We start from the raw sequence: 26,590 nt of genomic DNA, 5'->3' as shown, positions 1-26,590 counted from the left end.
CTTGCATTCTGACCCGTTCAGTTGATCGCGGCGATATTGCCGAGACGTAGGAACAGCGTCTCGCCCGAGGAGTCATCGACGCCGTCATTGTCGGTCGCCACGAAGGCCTGGCCGTCCTTGTCGATGGCAAAACCCTCGACCTTGTCGACGACATAGCCGTTGGTCGCCGCCTTGAGGTCGGGAACGAGGTCACGCACCAGCGTCTTTGCGACCACCGGCAGCTCGCCGCCGAGCTTGGCCGGCTTGAAGCCGTCGAGCGCCACCGCGTAGAGGCGCTTGATCCTGGCTTCCTGGCCGATCAGGTTGTCGCGCTCGACGACATAGAGCTTGCCGTCATGAGCGGAGACTTCCGACAGGCCGACCCACCCCTTCTCGCCGGCGTCGAGCGGATAGCGCACCGCCGACCACTCCTTGTCCTTGGGCTTGTAGGCGACGAGCTTGACCTGCCCCTTGGGGTCGTCGCCCCATTCGCGCTGCACGGCCATGACCAGCGTCAGGTCGTCGCCTTCGCCTATCGTAGTGATGCCTTCGAGGCCATAGCGCGTCTCGCCGCCGAGCAGTTCGGCGGGGAAGGCGATCTCTTCCTTGATCGCGCCCTTGGCGTCCACCTTGTAGACGGCATGCGGCACGAGCTTGTCGCTGCGGCCTTCGGAGGCGAGCCAGAAGCCGTCCTTGCCGTCCGAAACGATGCCTTCGAGGTCGAGCTTCTGCGCCGGGGCGCCGTCGCGGGTAACCACCGTCCTGGCCGTGATCACGGCAGGAGTCCTGGTCGCGTCGATGGTGTAGATCGACGGGTGCGAGCGGTAGACCGAGTCCGATACGGCATAGAGCTTGCCGGCCTCCTTTGGATCGGCGGCGAGGCCCGAAAGCGCGCCCCAGCCGAGCGGCGTGCCGTCCTCGCCGTAGCTCGACACGATCTGCGGATAGGCGGCGGCGCCTTCGGCGCGCTCGTAGACCATCACATGCGAGCGGGCGAGACCGTCCTTGACTAGGTCGGTCTCGTTGGCGGTGACGAGCAGGTTGCGCGACGGGATGGCGAGCAGCCCTTCCGGACCGATGCCCGAAGGCAGCAGTTGCAGAAATTCCGGCTCCTTGCCGGTGTCCTTGTAGACGCCGACGAGCGAGGCGCGCTCGGACGCGACGAAGATCAGCTTCTGGTCACCGAAGCTCGCGACCTCGACGCCTTCCGGCTCGATGCCCTTCTTGTTGCGATGGTCCGGATAGTGGCCGGCCGCGGCCGCCTGATACTCGAGGGCCGGACCGGATTCGTAGAGCACCTCGCCCGCCTTGGAGAAGATGGTGAAGCCGCGGGCGCCGCCCTTGTAGTCGCCCTCGTTGGCGACGACGAGGCGATCGTCGTCCAGCCACTTCACGGCATCGGGCTCGCGGGGAGAATTCTCGATCTTGCCGGAAAAGCTGATCGCTCCGTCCTTCTTGGTGTCGACCTTCTCGAGCGTCACCTCACCGGCCGAGAATTGCGACACGATCTTGGCGGTCGCGGCGTCGACGATGGCGATGTGGTTGTTCTCCTGCAAGGTGACGGCGATCTCGCCCTTGTCGTTGAAGGAAACGAATTCCGGCTCCGGATCCTCCGGCGCCACCTTGGCAATGCCGGTCAGGTCGACGGTCTTGATCGTGGCGCAGTCGGGCGCACCGTCCGCGAGCGCGACGATCTTCAGGTTGCCGGCGGGCAGCTGCGGCAGCTCGCCGTCATTGAGCTCCTCGTCGCGCTCGTTCTCGACGGCGATGGCGAGGAACCTGCCGTCCTTGCTGAGCGCCACCGAATCGGGCTGGCCACCGAGATCGCAGCTGGCGTCGACCTTCTTGGAGGCAAGGTCGATGACCGTCAGGTTGCCCGACGGCTCCTGCTTGCTCTTGGAGGTGTTGACGCCGGCGAGCACCTTGGCGCCGGCGATGACGACCGACGTCGGCTCGCCCTCGATCTTGACGATGCCGGCCGCCTTCGGCGCCTTGGCATCGGTGATGTCGACAAAGCCGACCGCGCCCAGAGGGCTGTCGGAATAGACCAGCGTCATGCCGTCCTGGCTTGCCGTGATGATCTCGGACGAGGTCGGCGTCGCCGGGTCGATGTCGGCCGGCAGGTTCTGCGCGACCGGGAAGGTGGCAATGCGGTTGAACGCCTCGGCCGCATGGGCCGGGATCGCCGCCGACGCCGCGAGCGCGGCGGCCAGAAGCAGGAGCTTGCGGGGCATCTTGCCCGAAATGTCGCCTGACATGGGAAACCTCTTTGCCTGAACGGAATTGCCGCTTCCGTTTGGGCGAGCGAGATTTCAGCGCGATGACGATTGCGCGACGGTTTGGTGACAACCCCGGGCCTAGAGCACCCAGCGCCGGCGCAGCGCTAAACCGTTCGATTGATATTTGGGTTCCTTCCGATGACGATTGGCCAGCCATCCGACGCATAGCCGAGTTGCATCACGCCAAGACAGTATTCTCCGACTTGCCGCTCTCTCAGACCAACGGTATGCATTGGTGGAAATTACGTAATCTGAAAAGAACGAGTATTCATGTTTCTTCAGTTGATTGTAGCTTCTATAATTTCATTCTCCATTATTCTGCCATTTCTGCCGCGGCAAACGTCAGTAGAACTGACGCGTGCGGATGCTGAGAAATTACTATTGCAGAATCTGCGTACTAAGCCGCGCAACATCAGCCTCGATATGGCCTGCGGCACGGAACGCATGGGCAGATTTGATGAATATAACGGTGGATGTAGAAATGTCGAAATATTCTCCAAATTCATAAATCAATTTGGAGAAGGGGTGGTTTCAGTGAATTTGATTGAATCACCTCAAAGTAACAGTTTATCGGTATTGTTCGCTCCGAGCGATTTCAAATTGCTCCCTGATGGACAGTATACCGACTCTGTTGAAATCGCGAATGATTGCGCGCTGGTGACGCTGCGAAATCAGTCGCGAATTGCCAAATATATACATATAGGACCGAAATCCAAGAACATCATGCGGTGCCTTACAATAGGATTCTTTTCAGAGATAGGCGTCGAATTTAAACCAACCAAGGACACGGAAGAATCTATCGACTACATTCTAGCTTATATTCTTCTTATTTCGCCTACTTCAGACTACGAAGAAGCTTTGCGTTTCGCAAATACAATTTTATCACGAAACAACATCTCCATGGAAATCAGGGAATAGCGTGATGAGCGGCAATTCCAATGTAATATTTGACGGAAAAGGTTGCGCAGTAGGATAGCTGTCCAATGAGCGCGCCTCCAGGCGTGACGACAACTATTATTAACGCGAGCCGAATCTGTCTGGGCTAGATATGAACCTTCCCAGGCCGAAAAGCTGGCGACGCAGAAATCAATCTCTGTCCTCAGACAACCAGAGGGGCACGCCCTGACTGCGCAGTTCCTAGAATCTGATCATCCACTTGCTGCCCAGGCAAGGAAAAGCATGGATCTTGCCGTCAGCTGCAACTTGCCCCGGATGTTGCGCTAGGCCTCGGTCGAGACGCTGAGCTCGACCCGGTCGGCGACGAAGCGCGTCTCGGCATACTGGATCGGCACGCCCTCGGCGTCGACGTTGACGGCGACGGCGACCAGCACGATGGCGCCGGCCGACAGTTTGAGGTCGGCGAGGTCGGCGGCGTCGGCGTGGCGGGCGGAGACCAGGGTCGACTTGCGGAAATAGTCCTCGATGCCGTAGCGCTGGAAGGCGAGCGTGATCGAGCCGGTTTCGGCATAGGCCTCGGCATAGCCGGGAAAGCGTTCGGCGTCGAACCAGCTGGTCGCGCGCGACACCGGCCGATCGTCGGCCTCGCTCAGCGTCTCCAGCCTGACGACGGGAGCGTCCTCGGGCAGCCCCAATCCTTCAGCCACGCGCTTGCCCGCCGGCTCGACCGCGTGGGCGAGAAGGTTGCTGCGCCGGTCGCGCGTCTGGCTGCGCAGGCCGGTGGAAAAGCGCGTCCTGGCCGAGATCGGATAGGACAGCTTCTGCCGGCTCTCGACGAAGGTGCCCCTGCCCTGCTCGGCCCTCAGCACGCCTTCCTGCACCAGGGCCGCGATGGCGCTGCGCAGCGTGTGGCGGTTGACGCCGAAACGCTCGGAAAGGACCATCTCCGGCGGCAGCTTGCCGTCGGCGCCCAGCGTTCCCGCCGAGATCGCCTGCCGGATCTGGTCGGCGATCTGGCGCCACAATGCCACACCGCTCTTGCGCTTCACTGCCTGTTCCTGCCCCTGTCCGCTCAAATCCACAGCCCCAGTTTTGCCAATTGTCATGCGCCCGTCACGGAGCCTCTCTAGAAGCCCGTTGTATGTTGTTCGTTTGTATAGAACAATAGACAAATACGGAATGGAGCAGCGAACGAGATGGACCGGCGGCAGGAAAGCGAACTGGAGACGCAGCGAAAGGCGGCCATGGCGGCCCTCGCCCTGGCTCCCGCGGATGCACTAAAGCGGCTGTGCGCGGCTGCCGGCATAACCAGTGAGGCCGAGATGCTGCGCGGGCCCGAGACCGGCCTGGTGTCGGTGCGCGGCCGCATCGGCGGCGGCGGCGCGCCCTTCAACTTCGGCGAGGCGACGGTCACCCGCGCGACGGTGCGCCTGCCCTCGGGCGAGATCGGCCATGCCTACGCGCTCGGCCGCGACAAGGAAAAGGCCAGGCTGTCGGCGATCGCCGACGCGCTCTGGCAGAACCCGGCGCGCCGCGCCGAGGTCGAGGCCAGGATCCTCGGCCCGCTGCGGGCAGCCCAGACTGAGGCCGATGCCACCAGGCGCGCCGAGACGGCCGCCACCAAGGTCGACTTCTTCACCATGGTACGCGGAGAAGACTGATGGAGCAGCTCGACGTCATCGACGGCGGCTTCGTCGCTCCCGTTTTCGACGCGCAGACGGTGTTCCGCGCCGTCATGAACGCCATGGCGCGCCCGGGCACGATCCAACCTGTCGCGGCCCTCACCCAGCCGCCGGCGCCGCTGTCGGCCATGGCCGGCGCTGTTGCACTGGCGCTCTGCGACCACGACACGCCGCTCTGGCTCGACACCCCGCTCCAGGTTTCGGCAGCGGCAAGGTCATGGCTCGCCTTCCACGGCGGCGCGCCGCTGGCTGCGACGCCCGCCGACGCGCATTTCGCCCTCGTCGCCAATCCGGCGACGCTGATCGCGCTCGAGAATTTCGCCCAGGGCACCCAGGAATATCCCGACCGCTCGACGACGCTGATCCTGCAGGTCGAGAGCCTGACGGCGGGCGAGCCGCTGGAGCTCAAAGGCCCCGGCATCGAGAAGACCGCGACCATCGCGCCGACGCCGCTGCCGCGCCATTTCGTCGAGCAGTGGAAGCAGAACGGCGCGCGTTTCCCGCGCGGCACAGACCTCATCCTGGCCGCGCCCGACGCGGTCGCCTGCCTGCCCCGCACCACCCGCATCAAGACGATGGAGGCCTGACATGTATGTTGCAGTCAAAGGCGGCGAGGCAGCCATCGCCAATGCGCACCGCCTGCTTGCCGACCGCCGCCGCGGCGACCGCTCGGTGCCGGCTCTGCGCCTCGACCAGATCGTCGAGCAGCTGGCGCTCGGCGTCGACCGCGTCATGGCGGAAGGCTCGCTCTACGACCGCGAGCTGGCGGCGCTTGCCATCATGCAGTCGCGCGGCGACCTGATCGAGGCGATCTTCCTCGTCCGCGCCTACCGCACCACGCTGCCGCGCTTCGGCTACACCAGGCCGATCGACACCGCCGCCATGCAGGTCGAGCGCCGTGTCTCCGCCACTTACAAGGACCTGCCCGGCGGCCAGCTGCTCGGCCCGACCTTCGACTACACCCACCGCCTGCTCGACCCCGAGCTCGCCAATGACCCTGAAATCGCCGAGCCCGTACAGCGCGAGGGCGACGGCCAGCGCATGACGCGCGTGTCGGAAATCCTCGCCCATGAGGGCCTGATCGAGGCCGACGGCGAGCTGCCCGAGGATCACGTCACCGGCGACATCACCCGCGAGCCGCTGGAGTTCCCGCTTGCGCGCGACAGCCGCCTGCAGGCGCTGTCGCGCGGCGACGAAGGTTTTCTCCTTGCCCTCGGCTATTCGACCCAGCGCGGTTATGGCCGCAGCCATCCCTTCGTCGGCGAGGTCCGCATCGGCGAGGTCGAGCTCGAACTCGACGTGCCGGAACTGCCCTTCCCCGTCACGCTCGGCCGCATCCGCGTCACCGAGTGCCAGATGGTCAACCAGTTCAAGGGTTCGGCCAAGGCGCCGCCGCAGTTCACCCGCGGCTACGGGCTGGTCTTCGGCCAGTCCGAGCGCAAGGCGATGGCGATGTCGCTGTGCGACCGCGCCCTGCGTGCCGGCGAGCTGGGCGAAGACGTCACTGCCCCTGCCCAGGACGAGGAGTTCGTCATCTCGCACTCCGACAACGTCCAGGCCACCGGCTTCGTCGAGCACCTGAAACTGCCGCACTATGTCGACTTCCAGGCCGAACTCGACCTCGTCCGCCGCATGCGCGGCGAGCACGAGAAGCGCCCATCGGAAACAGAACAGCGGGAGGCGGCGGAATGAGCGCTGCCCGGAATGGACTACGCGGCGTCGCGCACCGAGATAACGATGTCCTTGCCGAGCACGGCCAGCGCCGCTTCGAGCGCCTGGACCTTGGTCGGATGATCAGGATCAAGGATGCGGCGAGCCTCTCCCTCGGCCTTGCCCAGCAGGCGTCCAAAGTCCGACTTCGACATGCCACTGGCACGAAACGCTTCGACCACGGCCAGCTTCAACGCCGTGGTAGCGCTGACCGGAATTGCCACCAGTCCCTTGCGCTTGGTGATCGGCACAGGAAGCGGCCGGTCGAGAGCCAGATAGCCGCGCAGGGCGAAACCAAGCGCTTCTGCCGCGCTGGAGCGTGCCTCGGCCAAATCGTCTCCGAAGGTGATCGCCTCCGGGACATCCGGGAAGGTTACAATGTACCCCCCATCGGGATCCGCCTGAAAATCGGCTGCAAAGACGTATTCCATGTCCGCTCCCTTAGCTGCAGCAACCGTGGGCAGAACAAGAGACAAATCGAGCCGTCATTCGATGCCGAGTTGCCTCTTCACGAGCGCCACGTAACCGGGTTTGAGCTCTCCCGACTTGCCCGATTTGATCATGGTGAAACGGTCTCCAAAGACAACCCGGTAGTGGGGTCCCTTGCCATGGTCCTGAAGCACTTCGAAGTGCTTTCCGGTCTTGCGTGCCAAAGCCCGAAGCTCCCGGATCAGAGCCTCCCGTCTCATCCATCGCATCCCCTCGCCGCAAGAAATTTCGCACATTTTTGTACGAATCGCAAGTGCGAGGAGCGTCGCAACGCCGAGAGGCTTTGTGCAACGGCCAGGAAGTCCGGATCATGACTGACATCGCAACCTACAACTTCGCCTATCTCGACGAGCAGACCAAAAGGATGATCCGCCGGGCGATCCTCAAGGGCATTGCCATTCCCGGCTACCAGGTGCCGTTCGCATCCCGCGAAATGCCCATGCCCTACGGCTGGGGCACCGGCGGCGTGCAGGTGACCGCCGCGATCATCGGCCCCGACGACGTGCTCAAGGTCATCGACCAGGGCGCCGACGACACCACCAACGCGGTGTCGATCCGCGCCTTCTTCCAGAAGGTCGCCGACGTGGCCGTCACCACCGAGACGGCGAAGGCGACGATCATCCAGACCCGTCACCGCATTCCAGAGTTCCCACTGACCGAGGGCCAGACGCTGGTCTACCAGGTGCCGATCCCCGAGCCGCTGCGCTTCCTCGAGCCGCGCGAGACCGAGACGCGCAAGATGCACGCGCTCGAGGAATACGGCCTCATGCACGTCAAGCTCTACGAGGACATCGCCAGGCACGGCCGCATCGCCACCACCTACGCCTATCCGGTCAAGGTCGAGGGCCGCTACGTGATGGATCCCTCGCCGACGCCGAAGTTCGACAATCCGAAGATGCACATGTCGCCGGCGCTGCAGCTGTTCGGCGCCGGCCGCGAGAAGCGCATCTATGCGTTGCCGCCCTTCACCGAGGTCGTCAGCCTCGACTTCGAGGACCATCCCTTCGAGATCCAGGCCTTCGACCAGCCCTGCGCCCTGTGCGGGGCCGAGCAGGTCTATCTCGACGAGGTCATCCTCGACGATCGCGGCGGGCACATGTTCGTCTGTTCCGACACCGACCATTGCGAGACGCGCCGCGCGGCCGGGCATGTCGGGCATCTGAATCCCGAAACATGGAGCCGCCCCTCATCCCCTGCCGGACCTTCTCCCCGTAGGAACGGGGAGAAGGAGGAGGCTCCAACGTCCATGCCCCCCTCTCCCCGTTCCGCACGGGGAGAGGGTAAGGGTGAGGGGCGGCGCGGCGCCGAAGAGACCAGAAAGGAGATTTCAAAGTGACCGACGAACCGCTTCTGCGCGTCACGGCGCTGTCCAGATATTACGGCTCGCGCATCGGCTGCGAGGACATCTCCTTCGACCTCTGGCCGGGCGAAGTCCTGGCCATCGTCGGCGAATCCGGCTCGGGCAAGACCACCCTGCTCAACTGTCTGTCGACGCGGCTCCTGCCGACGTCGGGCACCGCCAGCTACCGGATGCGCGACGGCCAGTGGCGCGACGTCTACCGCATGAGCGAGGCCGAGCGCCGCTTCCTGATGCGCACCGACTGGGGCTTCGTCCACCAGAACCCGGCCGACGGCCTGCGCATGACGGTGTCCGCCGGCGCCAATGTCGGCGAGCGGCTGATGGCCATCGGCGACCGCCACTACGGCAACATCCGCGGAACCGCCATCAACTGGCTGTCCCGTGTCGAGATCGGCGAGGAGCGTATCGACGACGAGCCGCGCGCCTTCTCCGGCGGCATGCGCCAGCGCCTGCAAATCGCCCGTAACCTCGTCACCGGTCCGCGGCTGGTGTTCATGGACGAGCCGACGGGCGGTCTCGACGTGTCGGTACAGGCACGCCTGCTCGACCTGTTGCGCGGGCTGGTCACCGACCTCGGGCTGGCTGCCATCGTCGTCACCCACGACCTCGCCGTCGCCCGGCTCCTGTCGCAGCGCATGATGGTGATGAAGGACGGCCATGTCGTGGAAAGCGGTCTCACCGACCGCGTGCTCGACGACCCGCGCGCGCCCTACACCCAGCTTCTCGTCTCCTCCATCCTGCAGGTCTGAGCATGATCCCGAAAAGTGGTTCCCGGTTTTCGGACAAGATCATGCTCGCAAAGGAAAGGCTGTGACCATGGCCACCCCACTCATCGTCTCCGAGGTTGCCAAGGCCTTCACCATGCACCTGCGCGGCGGCATCCGCCTGCCGGTGGTCGCCAACGTCTCCTTCTCGGTCCGGGCTGGCGAATGCGCGGTGCTCGGCGGCCCCTCGGGCGCCGGCAAGAGCTCGATCCTGAAGATGGTCTACGGCAATTATGGCGTCGACCAGGGGCAGATCATCGTCGAGCACCACGGCCAGCTCGTCGATCTCGCCACCGCCAACCCGCGCACGGTGCTTTCGGTACGCCGCGACACCATCGGCTATGTCAGCCAGTTCCTGCGCACGGTGCCGCGCGTTTCGGCGCTCGACGTCGTCGCGGAACCTCTCGTCGCCCGCGGCACCGCCCGCGACGAGGCCCATGCCCGCGCCTCCAACCTGCTCGGCCGGCTGAACCTGCCGGAGCGCCTGTGGAACCTGCCGCCCGCCACCTTCTCCGGCGGCGAGCAGCAACGCGTCAACATCGCCCGCGGCTTCATCACCGATCATCCGATCCTGCTGCTCGACGAGCCGACGGCCTCGCTCGACGCCACCAACCGCGAGGTGGTGATCGGCCTGATCGAGGAAAAGAAGCTGAACGGCACCGCCCTGCTCGGCATCTTCCACGACGCCGACGTGCGCGAGGCGGTCGCCGACCGCATCGTCGACGTCACCGCCTTCGCCGCCGGAAAGGTTGCAGCGTGAGCCGCAAGCTGTCCGAACAGCCCTGGATCCATCCGACCGCCGAGGTGACGCAATCGACGCTCGGACGCTGGACCGAGGTCTCCGAGCGCACCCGCATCAGCGAGAGTTCGCTCGGCGACTATTCCTATGTCATGCAGGACTGCAGCCTGTGGTGCACCACGGTGGGCAAGTTCTCGAACATCGCAGCAAGCGTCCGCTGCAACGCCACCAACCACCCGACCTGGCGTCCGACGCTGCACCACTTCACCTACCGCGCCACCGACTATTGGGAGGACGCCGAGCATGAGACCGAGTTCTTCGAATGGCGCCGCTCCAACGCCGTGACCATCGGCCACGACACATGGCTCGGCCACGGCTCGACGGTTCTGCCGGGCGTCACCATCGGCGATGGCGCCGCTGTCGGCTCGGGCGCGGTCGTCACCAGGGACGTCGCGCCCTACACCATCGTCGCCGGCGTGCCGGCCAAGCCGCTGCGCGAACGCTTCGACCGCAGGACGGCCGAGCGCTTCCAGGCGCTCGCCTGGTGGGACTGGGACCATGCCAGGCTGCGCACCGCGCTCGACGATTTTCGCAACCTTTCGGCGGAAGAATTTCTTGAGAAGCACAGCGGCTAACGGGCAATCGCCGATACCCCCACCCCTTTCCCCTCCCCACAAGGGGGAGGGGAACTTTTGCGCCACCGTCCGGTGCCAAGACTTGGAGCGGGTATCCTGACGAATGCGATGCCGCCGCTCCAGCCGCTTCTCTTGGCCGCATGCGCGCGACGCCGGATGATCTTTGGCCGACGACGGCGGGGAAATCGTCCCCCTCCCCCTTGTGGGGAGGGGTTAGGGGTGGGGGTGCAAGCCCCCAAGCCCTACGCCTGCTGGATCGCCGACAACTGCCAGTTGCCGCCGTTCTGGCGGACGAAGGTCCAGAGTTCGGTCGTCTCGGTGGGTTCGTTTTCATCGCCGTCCACCAGCGCGCCGGTCGTCCGGTTGCGGGTCACGTCGATCGACTGATAGTTGAGCGCGGCCGTCGCATAGTCGCGGTCGCCCTCGTTCCACGCCTCGGCGATATCGGCCTGCAGCAGCTGCACGTCGGTCACGTCGTTGCGCACGCCGTCCTGGGCGTTCTCGGCCAGTTCCTCGGAGAGGTACGAAACCATCTCCGGCGTCACCAGCCGGCGCAGCGCCTTGTGGTCCTCGCGGCCGAAGGCTTCCTGCACCTCGGTCAGCATGCGCTGGAAGGTGTCCAGGTCGCCCTGGCCGAGCTCGATCTCCCTCGTCGCCGGCTGCTGCGCGGCCGAGCCCAGCCCGCCGCCGATATTGGGGATGCTGAAGGCGCGCTTGCCCTCCTCGCGCGGTGCAGCGTCGCGATAGTTGAAGTTGCCGCCGCCAACCGAGCCGCCAGCCATCGCCGGCTGGGGCGAACGTGCCGGCTGCGAGCGGAACAGCCGCAAGGCGAGCCAGATGGCGCCGCCGATCAGCAGCACCTGCAAGAGCATGCCGAACATGCCGGCCAAACCGCCGAAGCCCTGGCCGAGCAGCATGCCGATCAGGCCGCCCATCAGCAGGCCGCCCAGCATCGAGCGGCCGAAGCCTCCCATGAAACCGGGACGCTGCGGCTGCATGGCCGTGCCCGGCCGCGCGGCGCTGTTTGGCGTCGCCTGGCCGGTGTTCGGCGTCATCGACCGCTCGATGGGGGCGGTCGGCTGCGGCGCGGTGCGGGTGGGCGGCGCAGACTGGAATGTGCGCGTGCCGCGGCTGCCGAAGCTGCCGTTGCGACGGGCGTCGGCCTGGTCGACCGCGACCATGGAAAAGGCGAGGAACAGGCCCGCGAAAAGGGTGGCAAGGCGGGTCGTTCGGGACAGTTTCATCGGCGGATCCTCAAAGTGACGTCCGCTCTCATATAATGACTAACAAACGTAGTGACAGGGTTGCCACTTCAAGTTTTTGCGAAGTCTCGACGAATTCGTCCAAGGCGTTGAAACGACTCTGCCTTTGCAGGCCGCACCTCGCTGCCAGCAGCGGGAGGACCGGCGTTTCAAGCCGTCGCCGCGCGGCAGCTTGTCTGCCCGCATTTTCCGCCCGACCCTGTGTTTCGTAACAGAACTGACATGATCCCGACATTTCAGCTTCATCTGACGGGTCTAGGCCGATCCTGGACAAGGGCGAAAAAAGCCCGCTGGGACAGGGAAGCCACGATGCTCGAAATCCGCAACGTCACGCGCCGCTTCGGCAAGAATGTCGCCGTGAACGGTGTCAACCTCCAGATCAAGCAGGGCCAGATGGTCGGCATCATCGGCCGTTCCGGCGCCGGCAAGTCGACCCTGCTCAAGACCATCAACCGCCTGATCGACCCGAGCGATGGCTCGATCTCCTTCGACGGCACCGAGGTGTCGTCGCTGCGCGGTGCCCAGTTGCGCCGCTGGCAGCGCGACTGCGCCATGATCTTCCAGCAGTTCAACCTGGTGCCGCGCCTCGACGTGCTGACCAACGTGCTGCTCGGCCGCCTCAATCATCGTTCAACCGGGCTCAACCTGCTCGGCATCTTCTCCCGCGAGGAGCGCATCCGGGCGATCGCGGCCCTCGAGCGCCTCGACATCGCCCGCACCGCGCTCCAGCCAGCCGGCACGCTGTCGGGCGGCCAGCAGCAGCGCGTCGCCATCGCGCGCGCGCTGATGCAGGAGCCGAAGCTGATCCTCGCCGACGAGCCGATCGCCTCGCTCGACCCGCTCAACGCCAAAGTGGTGATGGACGCGCTCCAGGACATCAACCTGCGTGAGGGCATCACCGTCATCACCAACCTGCACACGCTCGACACCGCCCGCACCTACTGCAACCGCATCATCGGCATGCAGGGCGGTGCTGTGGTGTTCGACGGCGCGCCGGAAGACCTCACCGCCGAGGCCGTCCGCCTCGTCTACGGTGCCGACGCCGACGGCGCCGAGATTTCCGAAGCCATCACCTCGACCAGCATCCGTCCCGTCAAGGTCAAGGTTCCCGCATCCGCCGCTCCTCTCGAACCGGCATACGCCCCGGTCTGAGGCCGTTCGCGGTCGTCTCGCCCGCGTCAAGGGCCGGCATTCAGCAACCGAAAATGACCCGGCATGCCGCCGGGCCAACCTGGAGACATGTCATGTTCAAGAAAGCACTTCTGGGTGCCGTTTCGCTCGCCGTGCTGGCGATCGGTTCGGCCCATGCCGCCGACCTCAAGGAGTTCCGCATCGGCCTGATCGGCGGCGAAAACGAAGCCGACCGCCTGCGCAACTTCCAGTGCCTGGTCGACCAGCTGCCCAAGGCCATCGGCGTCGAGAAGGTGTCACTGTTCCCGGCTGCCGACTATGACGGCACCATCCAGGGCCTGCTCGGCGGCACGCTCGACTACGCCGAACTCGGCGCTTCCGGCTACGCCAAGATCTACCTGCAGAACAAGGACGCGGTCGAGCCGATCCTGACCACCGTCCAGACCGACGGCTCCACCGGCTATTACACCATCATGGTCGCCCGCAAGGACTCGGGCATCACCAAGCTCGAAGACCTCAAGGGCAAGAAGCTCGGCTTCGCCGATGCGGACTCGACCTCGGGCTACCTGATCCCGGTCACCTCGCTGCCCAAGGACCTCGGCGGCACGGCCGTGAAGGACTACTTCGGCGAGACCGGCTTCGGCGGCGGCCATGAGAACCTTGTCCTCGAAGTGCTGAAGGGCACCTTCGACGCCGGTACGACCTTCGGCTCGGGCGTCGGCGAGTTCAAGGACGGCTACAGCTCGGGCAACCTGAAGAAGATGGTCGACAAGGGCATCCTCGACATGGACGACCTGGTCGAAGTCTGGAAGTCGCCGCTGATCCCGAACGGCCCGATCGTCGTCCGTACCTCGCTCGACGCCGACATCAAGGCGAAGTTCAAGGATTACATGATGAAGCTGCCGCAGTCCGACCCGGCCTGCTTCTCGGCCATCCAGGGCGGCGACTTCAAGGGCTTCACCGAAGTCACGCCTGAGTTCTACCAGCCTGTGATCGACGCCCGCAAGGCGCAGATCGGCAGCTAAGCCGCAAGGCAACACGGACGCGCCGCGCGAGCACCGCGGCGCGTCCTTTTTCATCCGGGATCGGACGGAACCTCCATGACAATGCCCCTCACGGAAGCCGGCCTCGCGGTCGAACGCCACTGGCGCGAACTCGCCGGCCGTCGCCGCCTGCACACCATCGGCGGCCTCATCCTGCTGTTCCTCGCCCTTTCCGGCTCGCTCTGGTTCGCCAACGACACCAATGCCGGCAAATTCTTCGACCGCCTGCCGCATTTCTTCGATTTCGTCGACCAGCTAATTCCGCGCGACGGCCTCGAGATCTGGCGCGCGCTGTTCGACCTGCCCTCGCGCTATGCCGACGGCAGCCTGAAGTTCGACTATCCCGAGGGCCGGGTCTACCTGACCGGCTCGTTCTACCTGCCCGAATATGTCTACAAGATGCTGGAGACGATCAACGTCGCGCTCGTCTCGACGCTGATCGGGTTCGCCTTCGGCTTCCTGCTCTGCTTCCTGGCTGCGTCCAACCTGGTCACTCAGCGCTGGCTGCGCTTCTTCGTCCGCCGCTTCCTCGAAATCCTGCGCGCTTTCCCCGAGATCGTCATCGCCGGCTTCTTCCTCGCCGTGCTCTCCATGGGCGCGATCCCGGCGATCATCGCGGTGTCGCTGCATACGGTCGGCGCGCTGGGAAAACTGTTCTTCGAAGTGGTCGAGAATGCCGACATGAAGGCCGACGAAGGCCTGCGCGCGGTTGGCGGCAACTGGCCCGAGCGCGTCTGGTTCGGCATCGTGCCGCAGGTCATGCCCAACTTCCTGAGCTACGCCCTGCTGCGCCTCGAGATCAACGTGCGTGCCTCGACCATCATCGGCGCCGTCGGCGGCGGCGGCATCGGCGAGGCGCTGCGCCTGTCGATCAGCCGCAACCACGAAGCCAAGACGCTCGCCATCATCCTCCTCCTGTTCTGCACCATCGTCGCGGTCGACCAGTTCTCGGCCTGGCTGCGCAAGAAGCTGGTCGGCGAACAGGCCTTCGCCTTCGGCCGCGGAGAATAATCATGACCACCCTTTCCATGGCCGACATGCAGGCAATCGCCGATCGTCACCCCGGCGTCTTCTCCGGCTCCTGGCGCAAGAGCCTGATCGGCTGGGCCGTAGGCTGCGGCATCGTCGCCTATCTCGTCTTCGCCTGGTGGTTCTTCTCGGTCGGCGCAGTGCTTGCCGGCGGCAACTGGGGCATCGCCGGAACCTACCTGGCCGACTGGGTCAGCTACGAGATCCGGCCGCAGGTCGCCTTCAAGGACGGCCGCCTCGACGTCGGTTATCCGCGCTTCTCGTCCTACCGCGCCGACCGCCATCCCGACTGGCTCGACATCACCCAGCCGGCCGGCGCTACCGTCGCCGCCAACAAGGCGCCGGCCGACCGCGTCGTCGCCCATATCGGCTCGAGCACCACGATCGACATCGCGCCCGAGCGGGTCGTCGTCACCCATGGCGGCGAGAAGCTCGACGTGACCATCGTGCCGCGCCAGGGCATCGCGGTCGTCGGCGCCCTGCCCGCCTGGGCGACGCAAAAGGCGCCCGGCGCGAAGATCCTTGCCGATTTCGGCTTTGCCGGCGGCGTCCAGATCGACGAGGACGACGTCAAGATCCGCCACCGCTTCCTCGGCTGGGAGAATTTCTTCTTCGACGCCAACTCACCCTTCTGGGGCAAGTCGATGAGCGAGGTGCTGTCGCTGGTCTTCTCGGGCGAGCGCCTTGACCCGAAGATGTCGAATGCGGCGCTTGCCTGGGACAACATCGTCAACAACGCCGAATGGCAGCATGGCGACGTCTGGCTGAAGCTTGCCCAGACCATCGTGATGGCCTTCGTCGGCACGCTGTTCGCCAGCCTGCTCGCCTTCCCGCTGGCCTTCGCCGCGGCGCGCAACATCACCCGCAACCGCGTGATCAACCAGGTGGCCAAGCGCTTCTTCGATTTCCTGCGCTCGGTCGACATGCTGATCTGGGCGCTGTTCTTCACCCGCGCCTTCGGCCCCGGCCCCATCGCCGGCATGTCGGCGATCTTCTTCACCGACACCGGCACCTTCGGCAAGCTCTACTCCGAGGCGCTGGAGAACATCGACGACAAGCAGCGCGAGGGCATGCGGTCGGTCGGCGCCTCGCCCGCCTCGGTGCAGCGTTATGGCGTCGTCCCGCAGGTGCTGCCGGTGCTCATCAGCCAGTCGCTCTACTTCTGGGAATCGAACACCCGCTCGGCCACCATCATCGGCGCGGTCGGCGCCGGCGGCATCGGCCTCAAGCTGTGGGAAGCCATGCGCACCAATTCCGACTGGGAGAACGTCGCCTACATGGTGCTGCTGATCCTGGTCGTGGTGTTCATTTTCGACAATATTTCCACGGCGTTGCGCCACCGCCTGATCGGAGGCAAGTCCAGCCATTGAACTTTTCCGGCCTGCCCTTGCAAAGCCAAGAATGTCGGCCACTACTTCGTCAAACTGTCACGCAAATCATCTATCGGGCCTTCGTCTCCAAGGAAGAATCGCGCCATGCGCTACGCCATCTATTTCACGCCCGAGCATGACGATCCGCTGTGCCGCATCGCGGCCGGCTGGCTCGGGCGCGATGCCTTTGGCGGTGCGTCCATTCCGGCGAAGGCCCATGGCGAACTGTCGGCGGCCGAGGTCGCCTTCCACACCGCCGCCGCCCGCCGCTACGGCTTCCATGCCACGCTGAAGGCGCCATTCCGGCTTGCCGACGGCATCAGCGAACAGATGTTGGTCGACGCCGTCGACGCCTTTGCGGCCACGGCCGCACCCTTCGACATTCCGCGCCTCAAGCTCGCCCAGATCGACGGCTTCTTCGCCCTCATCCCGGCCGAGACCCTGCCCGAACTCGACCGCTTCGCCGGCGACGTGGTCAGAGCCTTCGAGCCGCATCGCGCGCCTTTGACCGACGCCGAGCTTGCCCGCCGCAATCCCGACGCGCTGAGCCCGCAGGAGTGCCGCTATCTCAGCCAGTGGGGCTACCCTTACGTCTTCGACGCCTTCCGCTTCCACATGACCCTGACCGGTCGCGTCGCCTCCGAGGAGATGCTGCGCGTCCGCACCGCAATCGAACAATGCCTGGGCAACGTGCTCGACAGGCCGGTGCCCGTCGCCGGGCTTGCCGTCTTCGTCGAACCGGCCGCCGGTGCCCCCTTCGAGGTGTTGAGCTACCACGCCCTGGGCAGGCAAGCCGAAAGAAGGACCGCCTGAGATGACCGACCTTGTCCTCAACAATGCCCGCATCGTCCTTGCCGACGACGTGATCGACGGCACGATGGTCGTCCGCGACGGCAAGATCGCCGAAATCTCGACCGGTCCGACCACCATCGGCGAGGACATGGGCGGCGACTTCGTCATCCCCGGTCTCGTCGAGCTGCACACCGACCATCTCGAAGGCCACTATGCGCCGCGCCCGCGCGTGCGCTGGAACCCCATCGCCGCCGTGCTCGCCCATGACGCCCAGGTGGCATCCGCCGGCATCACCACCGTCTTCGACGCGCTGCGCGTCGGCATGGACGAGGATGCCGACATGACCGCCACCGACATGCGCAAGCTGGCCGATGCCATCGAGGACAGCGTGCGCGCCGACCGCGTCCGCGCCGACCACTTCATCCACCTGCGCTGCGAGGTCTCGGCGCCCGACTGCCAGGACGGCTTCGCCTATTTCGACGGCGACGACCGGGTGAAGCTCGCCTCGCTGATGGACCATGCGCCAGGCCAGCGCCAGTTCGTCGATTTCGACACTTACGCCTACTATTACCAGCGCAAGCTCAAGCTCAACGACGTCGAGTTCAAGGCCTTTTGCGACAAGCGCATGGGCGACTCGGCCCGCAATTCGCGCCCCAACCGCGACGCGATTTCGACCGCCTGCCACGCACGTGGCATCGTGCTCGCGAGCCATGACGACGCGACCGTCGCCCATGTCGACGAGGCAATCGCGCAAGGCATCCGCGTCGCCGAATTCCCGACCACGGTCGAGGCCGCCGGCGCCTCGAAGGCCGCCGGCCTCGGCGTTCTGATGGGCGCGCCCAACGTCATGCGCGGCGCCTCCCATTCGGGCAACGTCTCGGCCCGCACGCTGGCCGAGCAGGGCCTGCTCGACATCCTGTCGTCGGACTACATCCCCTTCAGCCTGATCCAGTCGGCCTTCTTCCTCGGCGAAGTCGTCGAGGGCATCTCGCTGCCGCAGGCGGTTGCCATGGTGTCGAAGAACCCGGCCGAGGCCGTCGGCCTCACCGACCGTGGCGTGATCGAGATCGGCCGCCGCGCCGACCTCGTGCGCGTCCGCGTCGACGAGCACGTGCCGGTTGTCCGCACCGTCTGGCGCGAAGGCCGCCGCGTCGCCTGAGGCGGGCTACCGCACCTCGGCGCGCGCCCGTGGCCGAGTTTCGTTGCGCTCGTGGGCGAAGATCGCCGCCGGCAGCGGCTCGCGGTTGCGGATGATGTCGGCGCCCTTTTCGCCGACCATGATTGTCGGGCCGTTGGTGTTGCAGGACGGCACGCGCGGCATCACCGAGCTGTCGCAGACGCGCAGACCCTCGATGCCGCGCACCTTGAGCTCGAGGTCGACCACGGCCATCTCGTCGGTGCCCATCTTGCAGGTGCCGACCGGGTGGTGGTCGGTCTTGGCATTGGCGCAACCATAGTCGAACAGTTGCTCCTCGGTCACCGCTCCTGGCCCCGGCAGCCGCTCGGCCATCACGAACGGCTTGAGCGCGGCTTGGCTCATGATCTCGCGCGCGACCCTGAGGCCTTCGATCGACATCTTGCGGTCGTGCGGATCGGCCCAGTAGTTGGGGTCGATCAGCGGCGCAGCAGCAGGATCATTGGAAGCAAGGCGCACCGTGCCGCGCGAGCGCGGATGCAGATAGGCCGAGTTCAGCGTCACGCCCGCATTCTTGAGCCTGGCGACGCCCGCCTCGATGCCCGAGCCGAGGCCGAGATGGAACTGGATGTCGGGCGAGCGCGCCTCGGGGTCGGCATACCAGAAGCCGCCGGTCTCGAAGAGGCTCGACGTCACCGGCCCGGTGCGGAACAGCACATATTGCAGCCCGGCCCACAGCGTCCGGTGCAGCTTGGCGACATTGTCGTAGGTGTGGTCGCCGGTGCATTCCGAGATGACGAACAGGTCGAGATGGTCCTGCATGTTGTCACCGACGCCCCTGAGGTCGTGAACGACGGGAACGCCGACGCTCTTCAGGTGATCGGCCGGGCCGATGCCAGATTGCAGCAGAAGCTTGGGCGACCCAATGGCGCCCGACGACACCAGAACCTCGCGGTCGGCACGGATGATCTCTGTGCCGTTGCCGCGCGCCACCTCGACGCCGACCGCCCTGCCCTTCTCCACCACGATGCGCGCCACCCGCGCGCCCAGCCGTACGGTCAGGTTGCGCCGGTCCTTGATCGGGTCGAGATAGGCCATCGCCGCCGACGAGCGGCGCTTGTTGCGCTGGGTCAGCTGGTAGAAGCCGACGCCGGCCTGCTGGCGGCCGTTGAAGTCGTGGTTGTAGGGAATGCCGAGCTCCTGGCCGGCGCGGATATAGGCATCGCAGATCGGCAGCGCAGCCGACGGCATCGACACGCCCAGCGGCCCGCCATAGGAATGATAGTCGTCGGCGAAGCGCTGGTTGTCCTCGCAGCGCTTGAAGTAGGGCAGCACCGAGCGATAGTCCCAGCCGGTGCAGCCATCCTCGCTCGCCCAGAGATCGTAGTCCACCGCATTGCCGCGCGTGTAGAGCTGGGCGTTGATGCTGGAGCCGCCACCGATCACCTTGGCCTGGGTATATCGCAGCACCCGCCCTTTCATGTGCTTCTGCGGCACGGTCTCCCAGCCCCAGCTCGCCACGCCCTTGGTCATCTTGGCGAAACCCGCCGGCATGTGGAACAGCGGGTTCCAGTCGTCGCCGCCGGCCTCGAGCAAGAGCACGCGCACGTCGGCGTCCTCGCTCAGCCGGTTGGCAAGCACGCAGCCGGCTGGACCCGCACCGGTGATGATGTAGTCGTAGGTCATCTCGAAACTCTCAGAGACGCGCGACGGACAACGCGCCGTCGGCCTTGATGATGCTGCCGGTGGCAAAGCCGAAGCCGCCACCGGCCAACGCTGCCGCGATGCGGCCGATGTCGTCGGGCTCGCCCCAGCGCCCCGCCGGCACCAGCCCCTCGCCGATCAGCCGGTCGTATTTCTCGGAAACCTTGGCCGTCATGTCCGAGCGGATGATGCCGGGGCGGATCTCGAACACGTCGATGCCGGCACCTGCCAGCCTGAGCGTCAACCCTTGCGTGAAGGCGGCGAGCCCGGCCTTCGACATGCAGTAATCCAGCCGTTCGGGCGAGGTCATCTCGGCCGAGATCGAGGTGATGTTGATGACCGTGCGCCGCTGGCTCGGCTGCGGCAGGCCGAGCATGGCGCGCAGCACGGCCTGGGTGAAGAACACCGTGCCGCGCAAATTGACCGCCATGATGGCATCGAAATTCTCGGGCGTGAGTTCGAGGAAGTCGCCACGCACCTTGGAAGCGATGCCGGCATTGTTGACGAGGCAGTCGAGTCGGCCGAAATGCTTCACGACCTTCTCGACCGTCTCCGCGTGCGTGTCGATCTCGGCAAGGTTTGAGGCGACGAACAGCACCTTGGCGCCGTGCTTTTCCAACCCCGATACGGCGTCTGCCGCAGCCCGATCTTCCTCGCGGTCGGTGATGGCGAGGTCGAAACCCACCACGGCCAAAGCCTTGGCCACGGTCAGCCCGATGCCGCGGCGAGCGCCGGTCACGATGGCCACGGGCTTGGCGTTGGCGCTCATGCGGCGAGGTCCTTGCTGGCGATATGGTCGGCGACGCGCAGCGCCTGTGCTGCGATCGTCAGCGCCGGATTGACCGCCGCCGAGGTCGGCAGGAAGCTGGCGTCGACCACGAACAGGTTGGGATGGTCGAAGGCGCGGCAGAACACGTCGAGCGGCGCGTCCTTCGGATCGGTGCCGATGCGCACCGTACCGCACTGGTGCGACGGCGTGCGCTTGTCGAACGCGCGGGAGACCACAACGGGAAAGCCTGCGCTGCGCAGCACCTGCTTCAGCTTGGCCACCAGCCGCTCATGCGCCTCCCAGTTGCTGCGCACCCATTTCAGCACGATACGGTCGCCGTCGACCATGACCCGGCTTTCCGGCGACGGCAGGTCCTCGCTCATGGCGTAGAAGTCGATCGAATGCGCCGTCACGCGGTTGAGCAGCCATTCCGGCACGGCCGGCATCGCGCCCTTCAGGATCGTTCCCGAGATGCGCCCGAGCAGCTGGACGTTGCCGAGCGGCGGCCCGCTCTCGCCATCGCTGAGATAGAAATCGTTGAACCCAAAGGTCTTCTGGTAGACCGAGTCGTTGCGGAACCACGGGCTGACCGCGATCACCGCCGACGAGTTGTGGTTCATGAAGTTGCGGCCGACCTGGTCTGAGCGGTTGGCAAGCCCGGTCGGATGGGCATCGTTGCCCGAGCGCAGCAGGAGCACCGCCGACTGCACCGCGCCAGCCGACAGGATCACCAGCTGCGGCTTGAGCGCTGCGGCCTCGCCGTCGCGCTCGTAATGCACGGCGGCGATCCGCCCGTCCGGCGCCGCCTCCAGCCGCGTCACGCGCGAACCGGTCTGCAGCTTCACATTGCCATGCTTCAGCGCCGCCGCCAGCGCCGTCGTCTCGGCGTCCATCTTGCCGTCGAAGCTGTTGGGATGCGCGTCCCACGGCGTCTTGCCCTTGGCCAGCCAGCGCTCGATGTCGACGCCGAGCGGCAGCGAATAGGGATGCACGCCCTTGGCCTTGAGCCTGGCGCGCACGCCGGCGATCGCCGGTTCGTCGGCGACCGGCGCATGGGCATAGATGCCGGAATGGAGGGGCTCGGTCGGGTCCTCGCCCAGCGCCCCGCGCACCTGGTACAGCTGCTCGGCCTTGCCGTACCACGGCTCCAGTTCCTCGTAGGGGAACGGCCACGCCGGCGAGGTGCCGTCGAGATGCTGCATCTCGGCGAAGTCCTCGCGGCGATAGCGCGTCAGCACCGCGCCGTAGAACTTCGAATTGCCGCCGACATTGTAGTAGTTGCCGGGATTGAAGCCTGTGCCGTCGGCCTCGTACCAGGTCTCGTCAGGCCGAAAATGCCCGCGCTGGAAGATGGCGCGTTGGTCGCGGTTCTCCGGCCGGTCGGCGATATGGCCGCCGGCCTCGAGCACGAGGATTTCCGCACCGGTCGCGGCGAGGCCCGCAGCGATGGTAGCGCCGCCGACCCCCGAGCCGATGATGACGATGTCAGGCTGTCCGGACATGTCAGGCGATGCGCAACTGGCTCTCGGGGTCGAAGAACACCGCCTTGTCGAGGTTGAAGGCGAGCTTCGTCTTCTGGCCCGCATGGATCGCTGCGTCGGCGCGCAGCCGCGCCACCACTTCCTTGCCGCCCAGCTTGGTCACCGCGAAGGTGTCGGAGCCCGCCGGCTCGACCACCTCGATCAGGCATTCGCCTTCGGCCAGCGACTTGGCGTTGCGGTCCGCACCGTCGGGGTCGGTCAGCGCTTCCGGCCGCACCCCGAAGATCACCTCCTTGCCCGAATAGGCGCCGAGCGCGCCGTTGGGCAGCCTGATCGGCAGCGCCAGCGGCTTTTCGCTCGGCCGGTCGAGCACGACGTTGAGCCCGCCCTCGCCGCTTTCCAGCCGCGCCGACAGAAGGTTCATCGCCGGCGAGCCCATGAAATCGGCCACGAACATGTTGGCCGGTCGGTTGTAGATCTCGGCCGGCGTGCCGAACTGCTGCAGCACGCCGTCCTTGAGCACCGCGATCTTGGAGGCCAGCGTCATCGCCTCGATCTGGTCGTGGGTGACGTAGACGATGGTCGTCTTCATGCGCTGGTGCAACCGCTTGATCTCGGTGCGCATGTCGACGCGCAGCTTGGCGTCGAGGTTGGACAGCGGCTCGTCGAACAGGAACACCTGCGGATTGCGCACCAGCGCCCGGCCCATGGCGACGCGCTGGCGCTGGCCGCCGGAGAGCTGGCTCGGCTTGCGGTCGAGCAGGTGCCCGATCTGCAGGATGTCGGCCACCTGCTTGATCGCCTTGTCGCGCTCGTCCTTCGGCACGCCGCGGATTTCCATGCCGAAGGCGATGTTCCCGGCCACCGTCATGTTCGGGTAGAGCGCATAGGACTGGAACACCATGGCGATGTCGCGCTTGGACGGGTGCAGCCCGTTGACCGACTTGCCGTTGATGGCGATGTCGCCCGAGGTGATCGGCTCCAGCCCGGCGATGGTGTTGAGCAGCGTGGACTTGCCGCAGCCCGACGGGCCGACGAGCACCAGGAAGCCGCCCTTGTCGATCTCGATGTTGATGTCCTTGAGGATCTCCACCTGGCCGTAGTTCTTGTAGAGATTGGTGATCTTGAGAAACGACATGGGCTTACCCCTTGACCGCGCCGGCCATCAGGCCGCGCACGAAGTAGCGTCCGGAGACGATGTAGACGATGAGGGTGGGCAGGGCTGCGAGGATCGCCCCGGCGAAGTGGACGTTGTATTCCTTCACGCCGGTCGACGAGTTCACCAGGTTGTTCAGCGCCACCGTGACGGGGATCGAATCGACGCTGGAGAACGACGAGCCGAACAGGAAGTCGTTCCAGATGTTGGTGAACTGCCAGATGACGGTGACGACGATGATCGGCCCCGACGACGGCAGAAGGATGCGCCGGAAGATCTGGAAGAAGCTGGCGCCGTCGATCTGCGCGGCCCGCACCAGCTCGGTCGGGAACGCCTCGTAGTAGTTGCGGAAGAACAGCGTCGTGAAGCCGAGGCCGTAGACCGCGTGGATCAGGATCAGGCCGGGCACCGAGCCCGCGAGCCCGAGCAGGCCGAGGATGCGAGCCGACGGGATCAGCACGATCTGGAACGGGATGAAGCAGGCGAGCAGCATCATGCCGAACACGACGTTGTCTCCCCTGAAGCGCCACTTGGTCAGCACGTAGCCGTTGAGCGCGCCGAGGATCGTCGAGATCGCCACCGCCGGCACCACCATCAGCACCGAGTTGAGGAAGTAGGGCTTGAGCCCCGTGGGCTGCACGCCGATCTGCGCCGTCGACCAGGCCGACAGCCAGGGCGCGATGGTCCATTGCTGCGGCAGCGCCAGCATGTTGCCCTGGCGAATCTCGTCGAGCGGCTTCAGCGAGTTGACCACCATGACGTAGAGCGGCAGCAGGTAGTAGACCGCGAACAGGATCAGGATCGCGTAGATGAAGGCCCGGGCGAAGACGCCGTTGCGGGTCGCCACGTCTTGCGAGGGTGCGCTCATTTCTTCTTCCCCCCGAGCTCGGAGTAGAGATAGGGCACGATGATCGCGAAGATCATCATCATCATCACCATGGCGGATGCGGCACCCATGCCCATCTCGTTGCGGCCGAAGGTGAACTTCTGCATGAACAGCGCCGGCGTCCATGTCGCCGTGCCGGGGCCGCCGTCGGTCATCGCCACCACCAGGTCGTATGACTTGATGGCGAGGTGGGCGAGCACCACGAAGGCCGACAGGAACACCGGCCGCATCAAGGGGATGATGATCCGCCGGTAGATGGTCATTGTCGAGGCACCGTCGATCTGGGCGGCCTTGATGATCTCGTTGTCGACGCCGCGCAGGCCGGCGAGGAACATCGCCATGACGAAGCCCGACGACTGCCAGACCGCGGCGATGACGATGGTGTAGATCGCCATCTGGCCTTCCTTGATCCAGCGGAACGAGAAGCTCTCCCAGCCCCACGTCTGCATGACGTGCTCGAGGCCGATGCCGGGGTCGAGGAACCACTTCCAGGCCACGCCGGTGACGATGAAGGACAGCGCCATCGGGTAGAGGTAGATCGGGCGCAATACGCCCTCGCCGCGGATCTTCTGGTCGAGGAAGATCGCGAGCCCCAGCCCGATCACGCTGCAGACGACGATGTAGAGGATCGAGAAGATCGCCAGGTTCTTGAGCGCGGTGGTCCAGTTCGGGTGGTTGAACAGCCTCACATAGTTGCCGAAGCCGACCCAGGTGGAAAAGTCGGGCAACAGCTTCGAGCCCGAGAAGGACAGGAAGGCCGTGAAGATGATGAAGCCGTAGACGAAGAGGAGGATGATCGCGAAGCTCGGCGCAAGCACGATCTTCGGCAACCACTCCTGCAACGTTGCGCGCGTGTCCGTCGCCGTGCGCGGCACAGCGGTCGTCGTGAGGTCTGCCATGGTTCCAGCCTCTGCTGATCTCGAAAAATGGTGCCCCGGCCGAAGCCGGGGCACGTCATGCTAGGCCTCAGCCCTTGGCGGCGGCGATCGCCTCGACCAGCGCGGCGGCGGCAGCCTTGGAGTCGAGCTCGCCGTTGAAGTGGCGGGTCACGACGTCATAGAGCGCGTTCTTCACCGCTGCCGGTGCCGCATAGCCATGCGCCATCGAGCCGAACAGCTTGCCGCTCGTGTTGGCTTCGGCCAGGTCCTTGATGCCCTTCTTGCCGCAATCGTCGAAGGCGGTGTCCGGCACGTCGGTGCGCGCCGGCACCGAACCCTTGACCACGTTGAAGGACGACTGGAAGGCGGGGTCCTCGATGTCCGAGGCCATCTTCATCTGCGCCGCCTTCTTGTCGTCGCCGACCTTGAACATCATGAACATGTCGGAGTTGAAGGTCACCGCGCCCTGGGTGCCTGGGAAGCGGATGCAGACGAAGTCGGTGCCGGGCTTCTGGCCGGCCTTGAGGAACTCGCCCTTGGCCCAGTCGCCCATCATCTGCATGCCGGCCTTGCCTTCGATGACCATGGCCGAAGCCAGGTTCCAGTCGCGGCCGGAGAAGTCCTTGTCGACATAGCTCTTGAGCTTGGCCATGCGGTCGAAGGCCTCGACCATCTTGTCGCCGCCGAGCGCGGCCGGATCGAGGTCGATGAAGGCCTGCTTGTAGAAGTCGGTGCCGAGCGACAGCACGACCGCGTCGAAGATGGTGGCGTCCTGCCAGGCCTGGCCGCCATGGCCGAGCGGGGTGATGCCGTTGGCCTGCATCTTGTCGAGCACGGCGACGAGCTCGTCCCAGGTCTCGGGCACCTTGCCGCCGGCCGCGTCGAGCGCCTTCTTGTTGATCCACACCCAGTTGGTCGAGTGCACGTTCACCGGTGCTGCTATCCACTTGCCGTCATATTTGGCGAAGTTCTGCAGCGCCGCCGGAACGACCTTGTCCCAGCCTTCCTTGTCGGCCACTTCGCCGAGATCGCCAACCACGCCCTGCTTGGCCCAGTCGGTGATGTCGAAGCCCAGCGCCTGCACGGCGGTCGGCGGATCGCCGGCCGTGACGCGGGCGCGCAGCGCCGTCATCGCGGCCTCGCCGCCGCCGCCGGCCACCGGCATGTCCTTCCAGGTGACGCCCTGGCTTTCGAGGTTCTTCTTGAGCACGTCGAGCGCCGCCGCCTCGCCGCCCGAGGTCCACCAGTGCAGCACTTCGACGCTCTCGTCGGCGAAGGCCAGCGGCACCGGCGCCGCAAGCAGCGTCGCAATGGCTGCGGTACTCATCAGAAACTTACGCATTCCAGTTCCTCCCGGGTTGCAAGCTAACTCACGCGTGATTGCGTGACACAAGTTCCCATTGGCCCCGCCGCAGGGAAT

The 26,590-nt window shown here is 65.5% G+C and carries 25 protein-coding genes and 1 pseudogene; 14 read left to right on the top strand and 12 right to left on the bottom strand.

Going from position 1 to position 26,590, the window contains the following annotated elements; genetic code table 11:
• Positions 1-17: 17 nt before the first annotated feature.
• Positions 18-2,213 carry an esterase-like activity of phytase family protein gene (locus AmiPiv_RS07105; protein ID WP_340036893.1) on the bottom strand — a complete coding sequence of 732 codons (2,196 nt, stop codon included), beginning with the start codon at positions 2,211-2,213 and terminating at the stop codon, positions 18-20.
• 315 nt (positions 2,214-2,528) lie between these two features.
• Here AmiPiv_RS07105 and AmiPiv_RS07100 point away from each other — a divergent pair, with 315 nt between their 5' ends.
• Entirely contained in the window at positions 2,529-3,176 is a 648-nt protein-coding gene (locus tag AmiPiv_RS07100; RefSeq protein ID WP_340036637.1) for a hypothetical protein, read from the top strand.
• 302 nt (positions 3,177-3,478) lie between these two features.
• On the opposite strand, the gene phnF is transcribed toward AmiPiv_RS07100, so the two are convergent.
• Positions 3,479-4,261 carry a phosphonate metabolism transcriptional regulator PhnF gene (gene phnF, locus AmiPiv_RS07095; RefSeq protein ID WP_340036636.1) on the bottom strand — a complete coding sequence of 261 codons (783 nt, stop codon included), beginning with the start codon at positions 4,259-4,261 and terminating at the stop codon, positions 3,479-3,481.
• 90 nt (positions 4,262-4,351) lie between these two features.
• On the opposite strand from phnF, the gene phnG reads away from it, so the two are divergent.
• The 3 genes from phnG to AmiPiv_RS07080 are packed head-to-tail and all read left to right on the top strand — an operon-like array spanning position 4,352 to position 6,529.
• Entirely contained in the window at positions 4,352-4,816 is a 465-nt protein-coding gene (phnG, locus tag AmiPiv_RS07090) for a phosphonate C-P lyase system protein PhnG (RefSeq protein WP_340036635.1), read from the top strand.
• Positions 4,816-5,424 carry a phosphonate C-P lyase system protein PhnH gene (gene phnH / locus AmiPiv_RS07085; protein ID WP_340036634.1) on the top strand — a complete coding sequence of 203 codons (609 nt, stop codon included), beginning with the start codon at positions 4,816-4,818 and terminating at the stop codon, positions 5,422-5,424. Before phnG ends, phnH begins: the two co-directional genes overlap by 1 nt.
• A 1-nt stretch (position 5,425) precedes the next feature.
• Positions 5,426-6,529 carry a carbon-phosphorus lyase complex subunit PhnI gene (locus AmiPiv_RS07080; RefSeq protein WP_340036633.1) on the top strand — a complete coding sequence of 368 codons (1,104 nt, stop codon included), beginning with the start codon at positions 5,426-5,428 and terminating at the stop codon, positions 6,527-6,529.
• A 17-nt stretch (positions 6,530-6,546) separates the two neighbouring features.
• Here AmiPiv_RS07080 and AmiPiv_RS07075 read toward each other — a convergent pair whose 3' ends face one another.
• Both AmiPiv_RS07075 and AmiPiv_RS07070 read right to left on the bottom strand, forming a co-directional pair.
• Complete coding sequence (locus tag AmiPiv_RS07075) at positions 6,547-6,978, bottom strand: type II toxin-antitoxin system HicB family antitoxin (protein ID WP_340036632.1); 432 nt, start codon at positions 6,976-6,978, stop codon at positions 6,547-6,549.
• A 54-nt stretch (positions 6,979-7,032) separates the two neighbouring features.
• Positions 7,033-7,200: a hypothetical protein gene (locus AmiPiv_RS07070; protein ID WP_445206914.1), complete on the bottom strand. Its 168-nt coding sequence runs from the start codon at positions 7,198-7,200 to the stop codon at positions 7,033-7,035.
• A 146-nt stretch (positions 7,201-7,346) separates the two neighbouring features.
• Between AmiPiv_RS07070 and AmiPiv_RS07065 the strand changes: the two are divergent.
• The 4 genes and pseudogenes from AmiPiv_RS07065 to AmiPiv_RS07050 form a co-directional block, all read left to right on the top strand.
• Positions 7,347-8,192: pseudogene (locus AmiPiv_RS07065) on the top strand (alpha-D-ribose 1-methylphosphonate 5-phosphate C-P-lyase PhnJ); the annotation flags it as partial.
• A gap of 176 nt (positions 8,193-8,368) precedes the next feature.
• The gene (gene phnK / locus AmiPiv_RS07060; RefSeq protein WP_340036630.1) at positions 8,369-9,145 is read left to right on the top strand and encodes a phosphonate C-P lyase system protein PhnK; all 777 of its coding nucleotides are present in this window, start codon (positions 8,369-8,371) and stop codon (positions 9,143-9,145) included.
• A gap of 67 nt (positions 9,146-9,212) precedes the next feature.
• The gene (phnL, locus tag AmiPiv_RS07055; RefSeq protein WP_340036629.1) at positions 9,213-9,920 is read left to right on the top strand and encodes a phosphonate C-P lyase system protein PhnL; all 708 of its coding nucleotides are present in this window, start codon (positions 9,213-9,215) and stop codon (positions 9,918-9,920) included.
• Entirely contained in the window at positions 9,917-10,534 is a 618-nt protein-coding gene (locus AmiPiv_RS07050) for a DapH/DapD/GlmU-related protein (RefSeq protein WP_340036628.1), read from the top strand. The genes phnL and AmiPiv_RS07050 overlap by 4 nt, the downstream gene beginning before the upstream one ends.
• 242 nt (positions 10,535-10,776) lie before the next feature.
• On the opposite strand, the gene AmiPiv_RS07045 is transcribed toward AmiPiv_RS07050, so the two are convergent.
• Entirely contained in the window at positions 10,777-11,778 is a 1,002-nt protein-coding gene (locus AmiPiv_RS07045) for a Tim44 domain-containing protein (protein ID WP_340036627.1), read from the bottom strand.
• Between the two features lie 327 nt (positions 11,779-12,105).
• Between AmiPiv_RS07045 and phnC the strand changes: the two genes are divergently transcribed.
• The 6 genes from phnC to AmiPiv_RS07015 all read left to right on the top strand — a co-directional run bounded on the left by phnC (position 12,106) and on the right by AmiPiv_RS07015 (position 18,320).
• Positions 12,106-12,948 carry a phosphonate ABC transporter ATP-binding protein gene (phnC, locus tag AmiPiv_RS07040; RefSeq protein ID WP_340036626.1) on the top strand — a complete coding sequence of 281 codons (843 nt, stop codon included), beginning with the start codon at positions 12,106-12,108 and terminating at the stop codon, positions 12,946-12,948.
• Between the two features lie 92 nt (positions 12,949-13,040).
• Positions 13,041-13,952, top strand: coding sequence for a phosphonate ABC transporter substrate-binding protein (phnD, locus tag AmiPiv_RS07035; RefSeq protein ID WP_340036625.1), 912 nt, complete (start codon positions 13,041-13,043; stop codon positions 13,950-13,952).
• An 81-nt stretch (positions 13,953-14,033) separates the two neighbouring features.
• Positions 14,034-14,981: a phosphonate ABC transporter, permease protein PhnE gene (gene phnE, locus AmiPiv_RS07030; RefSeq protein WP_445206924.1), complete on the top strand. Its 948-nt coding sequence runs from the start codon at positions 14,034-14,036 to the stop codon at positions 14,979-14,981.
• Positions 14,982-14,983: 2 nt separating this feature from the next.
• On the top strand, positions 14,984-16,369 hold the full coding sequence (phnE, locus tag AmiPiv_RS07025) for a phosphonate ABC transporter, permease protein PhnE (RefSeq protein WP_340036623.1): 1,386 nt from the start codon (positions 14,984-14,986) through the stop codon (positions 16,367-16,369).
• Positions 16,370-16,474: 105 nt separating this feature from the next.
• Positions 16,475-17,182, top strand: coding sequence for a DUF1045 domain-containing protein (locus AmiPiv_RS07020; RefSeq protein ID WP_340036622.1), 708 nt, complete (start codon positions 16,475-16,477; stop codon positions 17,180-17,182).
• A 1-nt stretch (position 17,183) separates the two neighbouring features.
• On the top strand, positions 17,184-18,320 hold the full coding sequence (locus tag AmiPiv_RS07015; protein WP_340036621.1) for an alpha-D-ribose 1-methylphosphonate 5-triphosphate diphosphatase: 1,137 nt from the start codon (positions 17,184-17,186) through the stop codon (positions 18,318-18,320).
• 6 nt (positions 18,321-18,326) lie between these two features.
• Here the strand turns inward: AmiPiv_RS07015 and AmiPiv_RS07010 are convergent, their stop codons facing one another.
• The 7 genes from AmiPiv_RS07010 to AmiPiv_RS06980 form a co-directional block, all read right to left on the bottom strand.
• On the bottom strand, positions 18,327-19,982 hold the full coding sequence (locus tag AmiPiv_RS07010) for a GMC family oxidoreductase (protein ID WP_340036620.1): 1,656 nt from the start codon (positions 19,980-19,982) through the stop codon (positions 18,327-18,329).
• 10 nt (positions 19,983-19,992) lie between these two features.
• Positions 19,993-20,769 (bottom strand): 3-ketoacyl-ACP reductase, encoded by a 777-nt coding sequence (locus tag AmiPiv_RS07005; RefSeq protein WP_340036619.1) that lies wholly within the window; start codon positions 20,767-20,769, stop codon positions 19,993-19,995.
• Entirely contained in the window at positions 20,766-22,271 is a 1,506-nt protein-coding gene (locus tag AmiPiv_RS07000) for a GMC family oxidoreductase (RefSeq protein ID WP_340036618.1), read from the bottom strand. The genes AmiPiv_RS07005 and AmiPiv_RS07000 overlap by 4 nt, the downstream gene beginning before the upstream one ends.
• 1 nt (position 22,272) lies before the next feature.
• Positions 22,273-23,388, bottom strand: coding sequence for an ABC transporter ATP-binding protein (locus AmiPiv_RS06995; protein WP_340036617.1), 1,116 nt, complete (start codon positions 23,386-23,388; stop codon positions 22,273-22,275).
• Positions 23,389-23,392: 4 nt separating this feature from the next.
• Positions 23,393-24,274 carry a carbohydrate ABC transporter permease gene (locus tag AmiPiv_RS06990; protein ID WP_340036616.1) on the bottom strand — a complete coding sequence of 294 codons (882 nt, stop codon included), beginning with the start codon at positions 24,272-24,274 and terminating at the stop codon, positions 23,393-23,395.
• The gene (locus AmiPiv_RS06985) at positions 24,271-25,191 is read right to left on the bottom strand and encodes a carbohydrate ABC transporter permease (RefSeq protein ID WP_340036615.1); all 921 of its coding nucleotides are present in this window, start codon (positions 25,189-25,191) and stop codon (positions 24,271-24,273) included. The genes AmiPiv_RS06990 and AmiPiv_RS06985 overlap by 4 nt, the downstream gene beginning before the upstream one ends.
• Before the next feature lie 67 nt (positions 25,192-25,258).
• A complete protein-coding gene (locus tag AmiPiv_RS06980) occupies positions 25,259-26,512 on the bottom strand; it encodes an ABC transporter substrate-binding protein (RefSeq protein WP_340036614.1) in 1,254 nt (417 codons plus the stop codon).
• Positions 26,513-26,590 lie beyond the last annotated feature (78 nt).

The sequence above is a fragment of the Aminobacter sp. Piv2-1 genome (assembly GCF_037625995.1).
Classification (GTDB): Bacteria; Pseudomonadota; Alphaproteobacteria; order Rhizobiales; family Rhizobiaceae; genus Aminobacter.
Note: the sequence above shows the minus strand (reverse complement) of the source record. Positions and strands in the feature narration are given on the sequence as shown.

Coding starts and splice junctions, on each gene's coding strand:
- AmiPiv_RS07005 (WP_340036619.1), bottom strand. CDS start 20,769: ATGAGCGCCAACGCCAAGCCCGTGGCCATCGTGACCGGCGCTCGCCGC.
- phnL (WP_340036629.1), top strand. CDS start 9,213: ATGGCCACCCCACTCATCGTCTCCGAGGTTGCCAAGGCCTTCACCATG.
- AmiPiv_RS06995 (WP_340036617.1), bottom strand. CDS start 23,388: ATGTCGTTTCTCAAGATCACCAATCTCTACAAGAACTACGGCCAGGTG.
- AmiPiv_RS07020 (WP_340036622.1), top strand. CDS start 16,475: ATGCGCTACGCCATCTATTTCACGCCCGAGCATGACGATCCGCTGTGC.
- AmiPiv_RS07080 (WP_340036633.1), top strand. CDS start 5,426: ATGTATGTTGCAGTCAAAGGCGGCGAGGCAGCCATCGCCAATGCGCAC.
- phnE (WP_340036623.1), top strand. CDS start 14,984: ATGACCACCCTTTCCATGGCCGACATGCAGGCAATCGCCGATCGTCAC.
- phnG (WP_340036635.1), top strand. CDS start 4,352: ATGGACCGGCGGCAGGAAAGCGAACTGGAGACGCAGCGAAAGGCGGCC.
- AmiPiv_RS06980 (WP_340036614.1), bottom strand. CDS start 26,512: ATGCGTAAGTTTCTGATGAGTACCGCAGCCATTGCGACGCTGCTTGCG.
- AmiPiv_RS07015 (WP_340036621.1), top strand. CDS start 17,184: ATGACCGACCTTGTCCTCAACAATGCCCGCATCGTCCTTGCCGACGAC.
- phnF (WP_340036636.1), bottom strand. CDS start 4,261: ATGACAATTGGCAAAACTGGGGCTGTGGATTTGAGCGGACAGGGGCAG.
- AmiPiv_RS07105 (WP_340036893.1), bottom strand. CDS start 2,213: ATGCCCCGCAAGCTCCTGCTTCTGGCCGCCGCGCTCGCGGCGTCGGCG.
- phnH (WP_340036634.1), top strand. CDS start 4,816: ATGGAGCAGCTCGACGTCATCGACGGCGGCTTCGTCGCTCCCGTTTTC.
- AmiPiv_RS06990 (WP_340036616.1), bottom strand. CDS start 24,274: ATGAGCGCACCCTCGCAAGACGTGGCGACCCGCAACGGCGTCTTCGCC.
- phnE (WP_445206924.1), top strand. CDS start 14,034: ATGCCCCTCACGGAAGCCGGCCTCGCGGTCGAACGCCACTGGCGCGAA.
- phnC (WP_340036626.1), top strand. CDS start 12,106: ATGCTCGAAATCCGCAACGTCACGCGCCGCTTCGGCAAGAATGTCGCC.
- AmiPiv_RS07045 (WP_340036627.1), bottom strand. CDS start 11,778: ATGAAACTGTCCCGAACGACCCGCCTTGCCACCCTTTTCGCGGGCCTG.
- AmiPiv_RS07100 (WP_340036637.1), top strand. CDS start 2,529: ATGTTTCTTCAGTTGATTGTAGCTTCTATAATTTCATTCTCCATTATT.
- AmiPiv_RS07000 (WP_340036618.1), bottom strand. CDS start 22,271: ATGTCCGGACAGCCTGACATCGTCATCATCGGCTCGGGGGTCGGCGGC.
- AmiPiv_RS07010 (WP_340036620.1), bottom strand. CDS start 19,982: ATGACCTACGACTACATCATCACCGGTGCGGGTCCAGCCGGCTGCGTG.
- AmiPiv_RS07075 (WP_340036632.1), bottom strand. CDS start 6,978: ATGGAATACGTCTTTGCAGCCGATTTTCAGGCGGATCCCGATGGGGGG.
- phnD (WP_340036625.1), top strand. CDS start 13,041: ATGTTCAAGAAAGCACTTCTGGGTGCCGTTTCGCTCGCCGTGCTGGCG.
- AmiPiv_RS06985 (WP_340036615.1), bottom strand. CDS start 25,191: ATGGCAGACCTCACGACGACCGCTGTGCCGCGCACGGCGACGGACACG.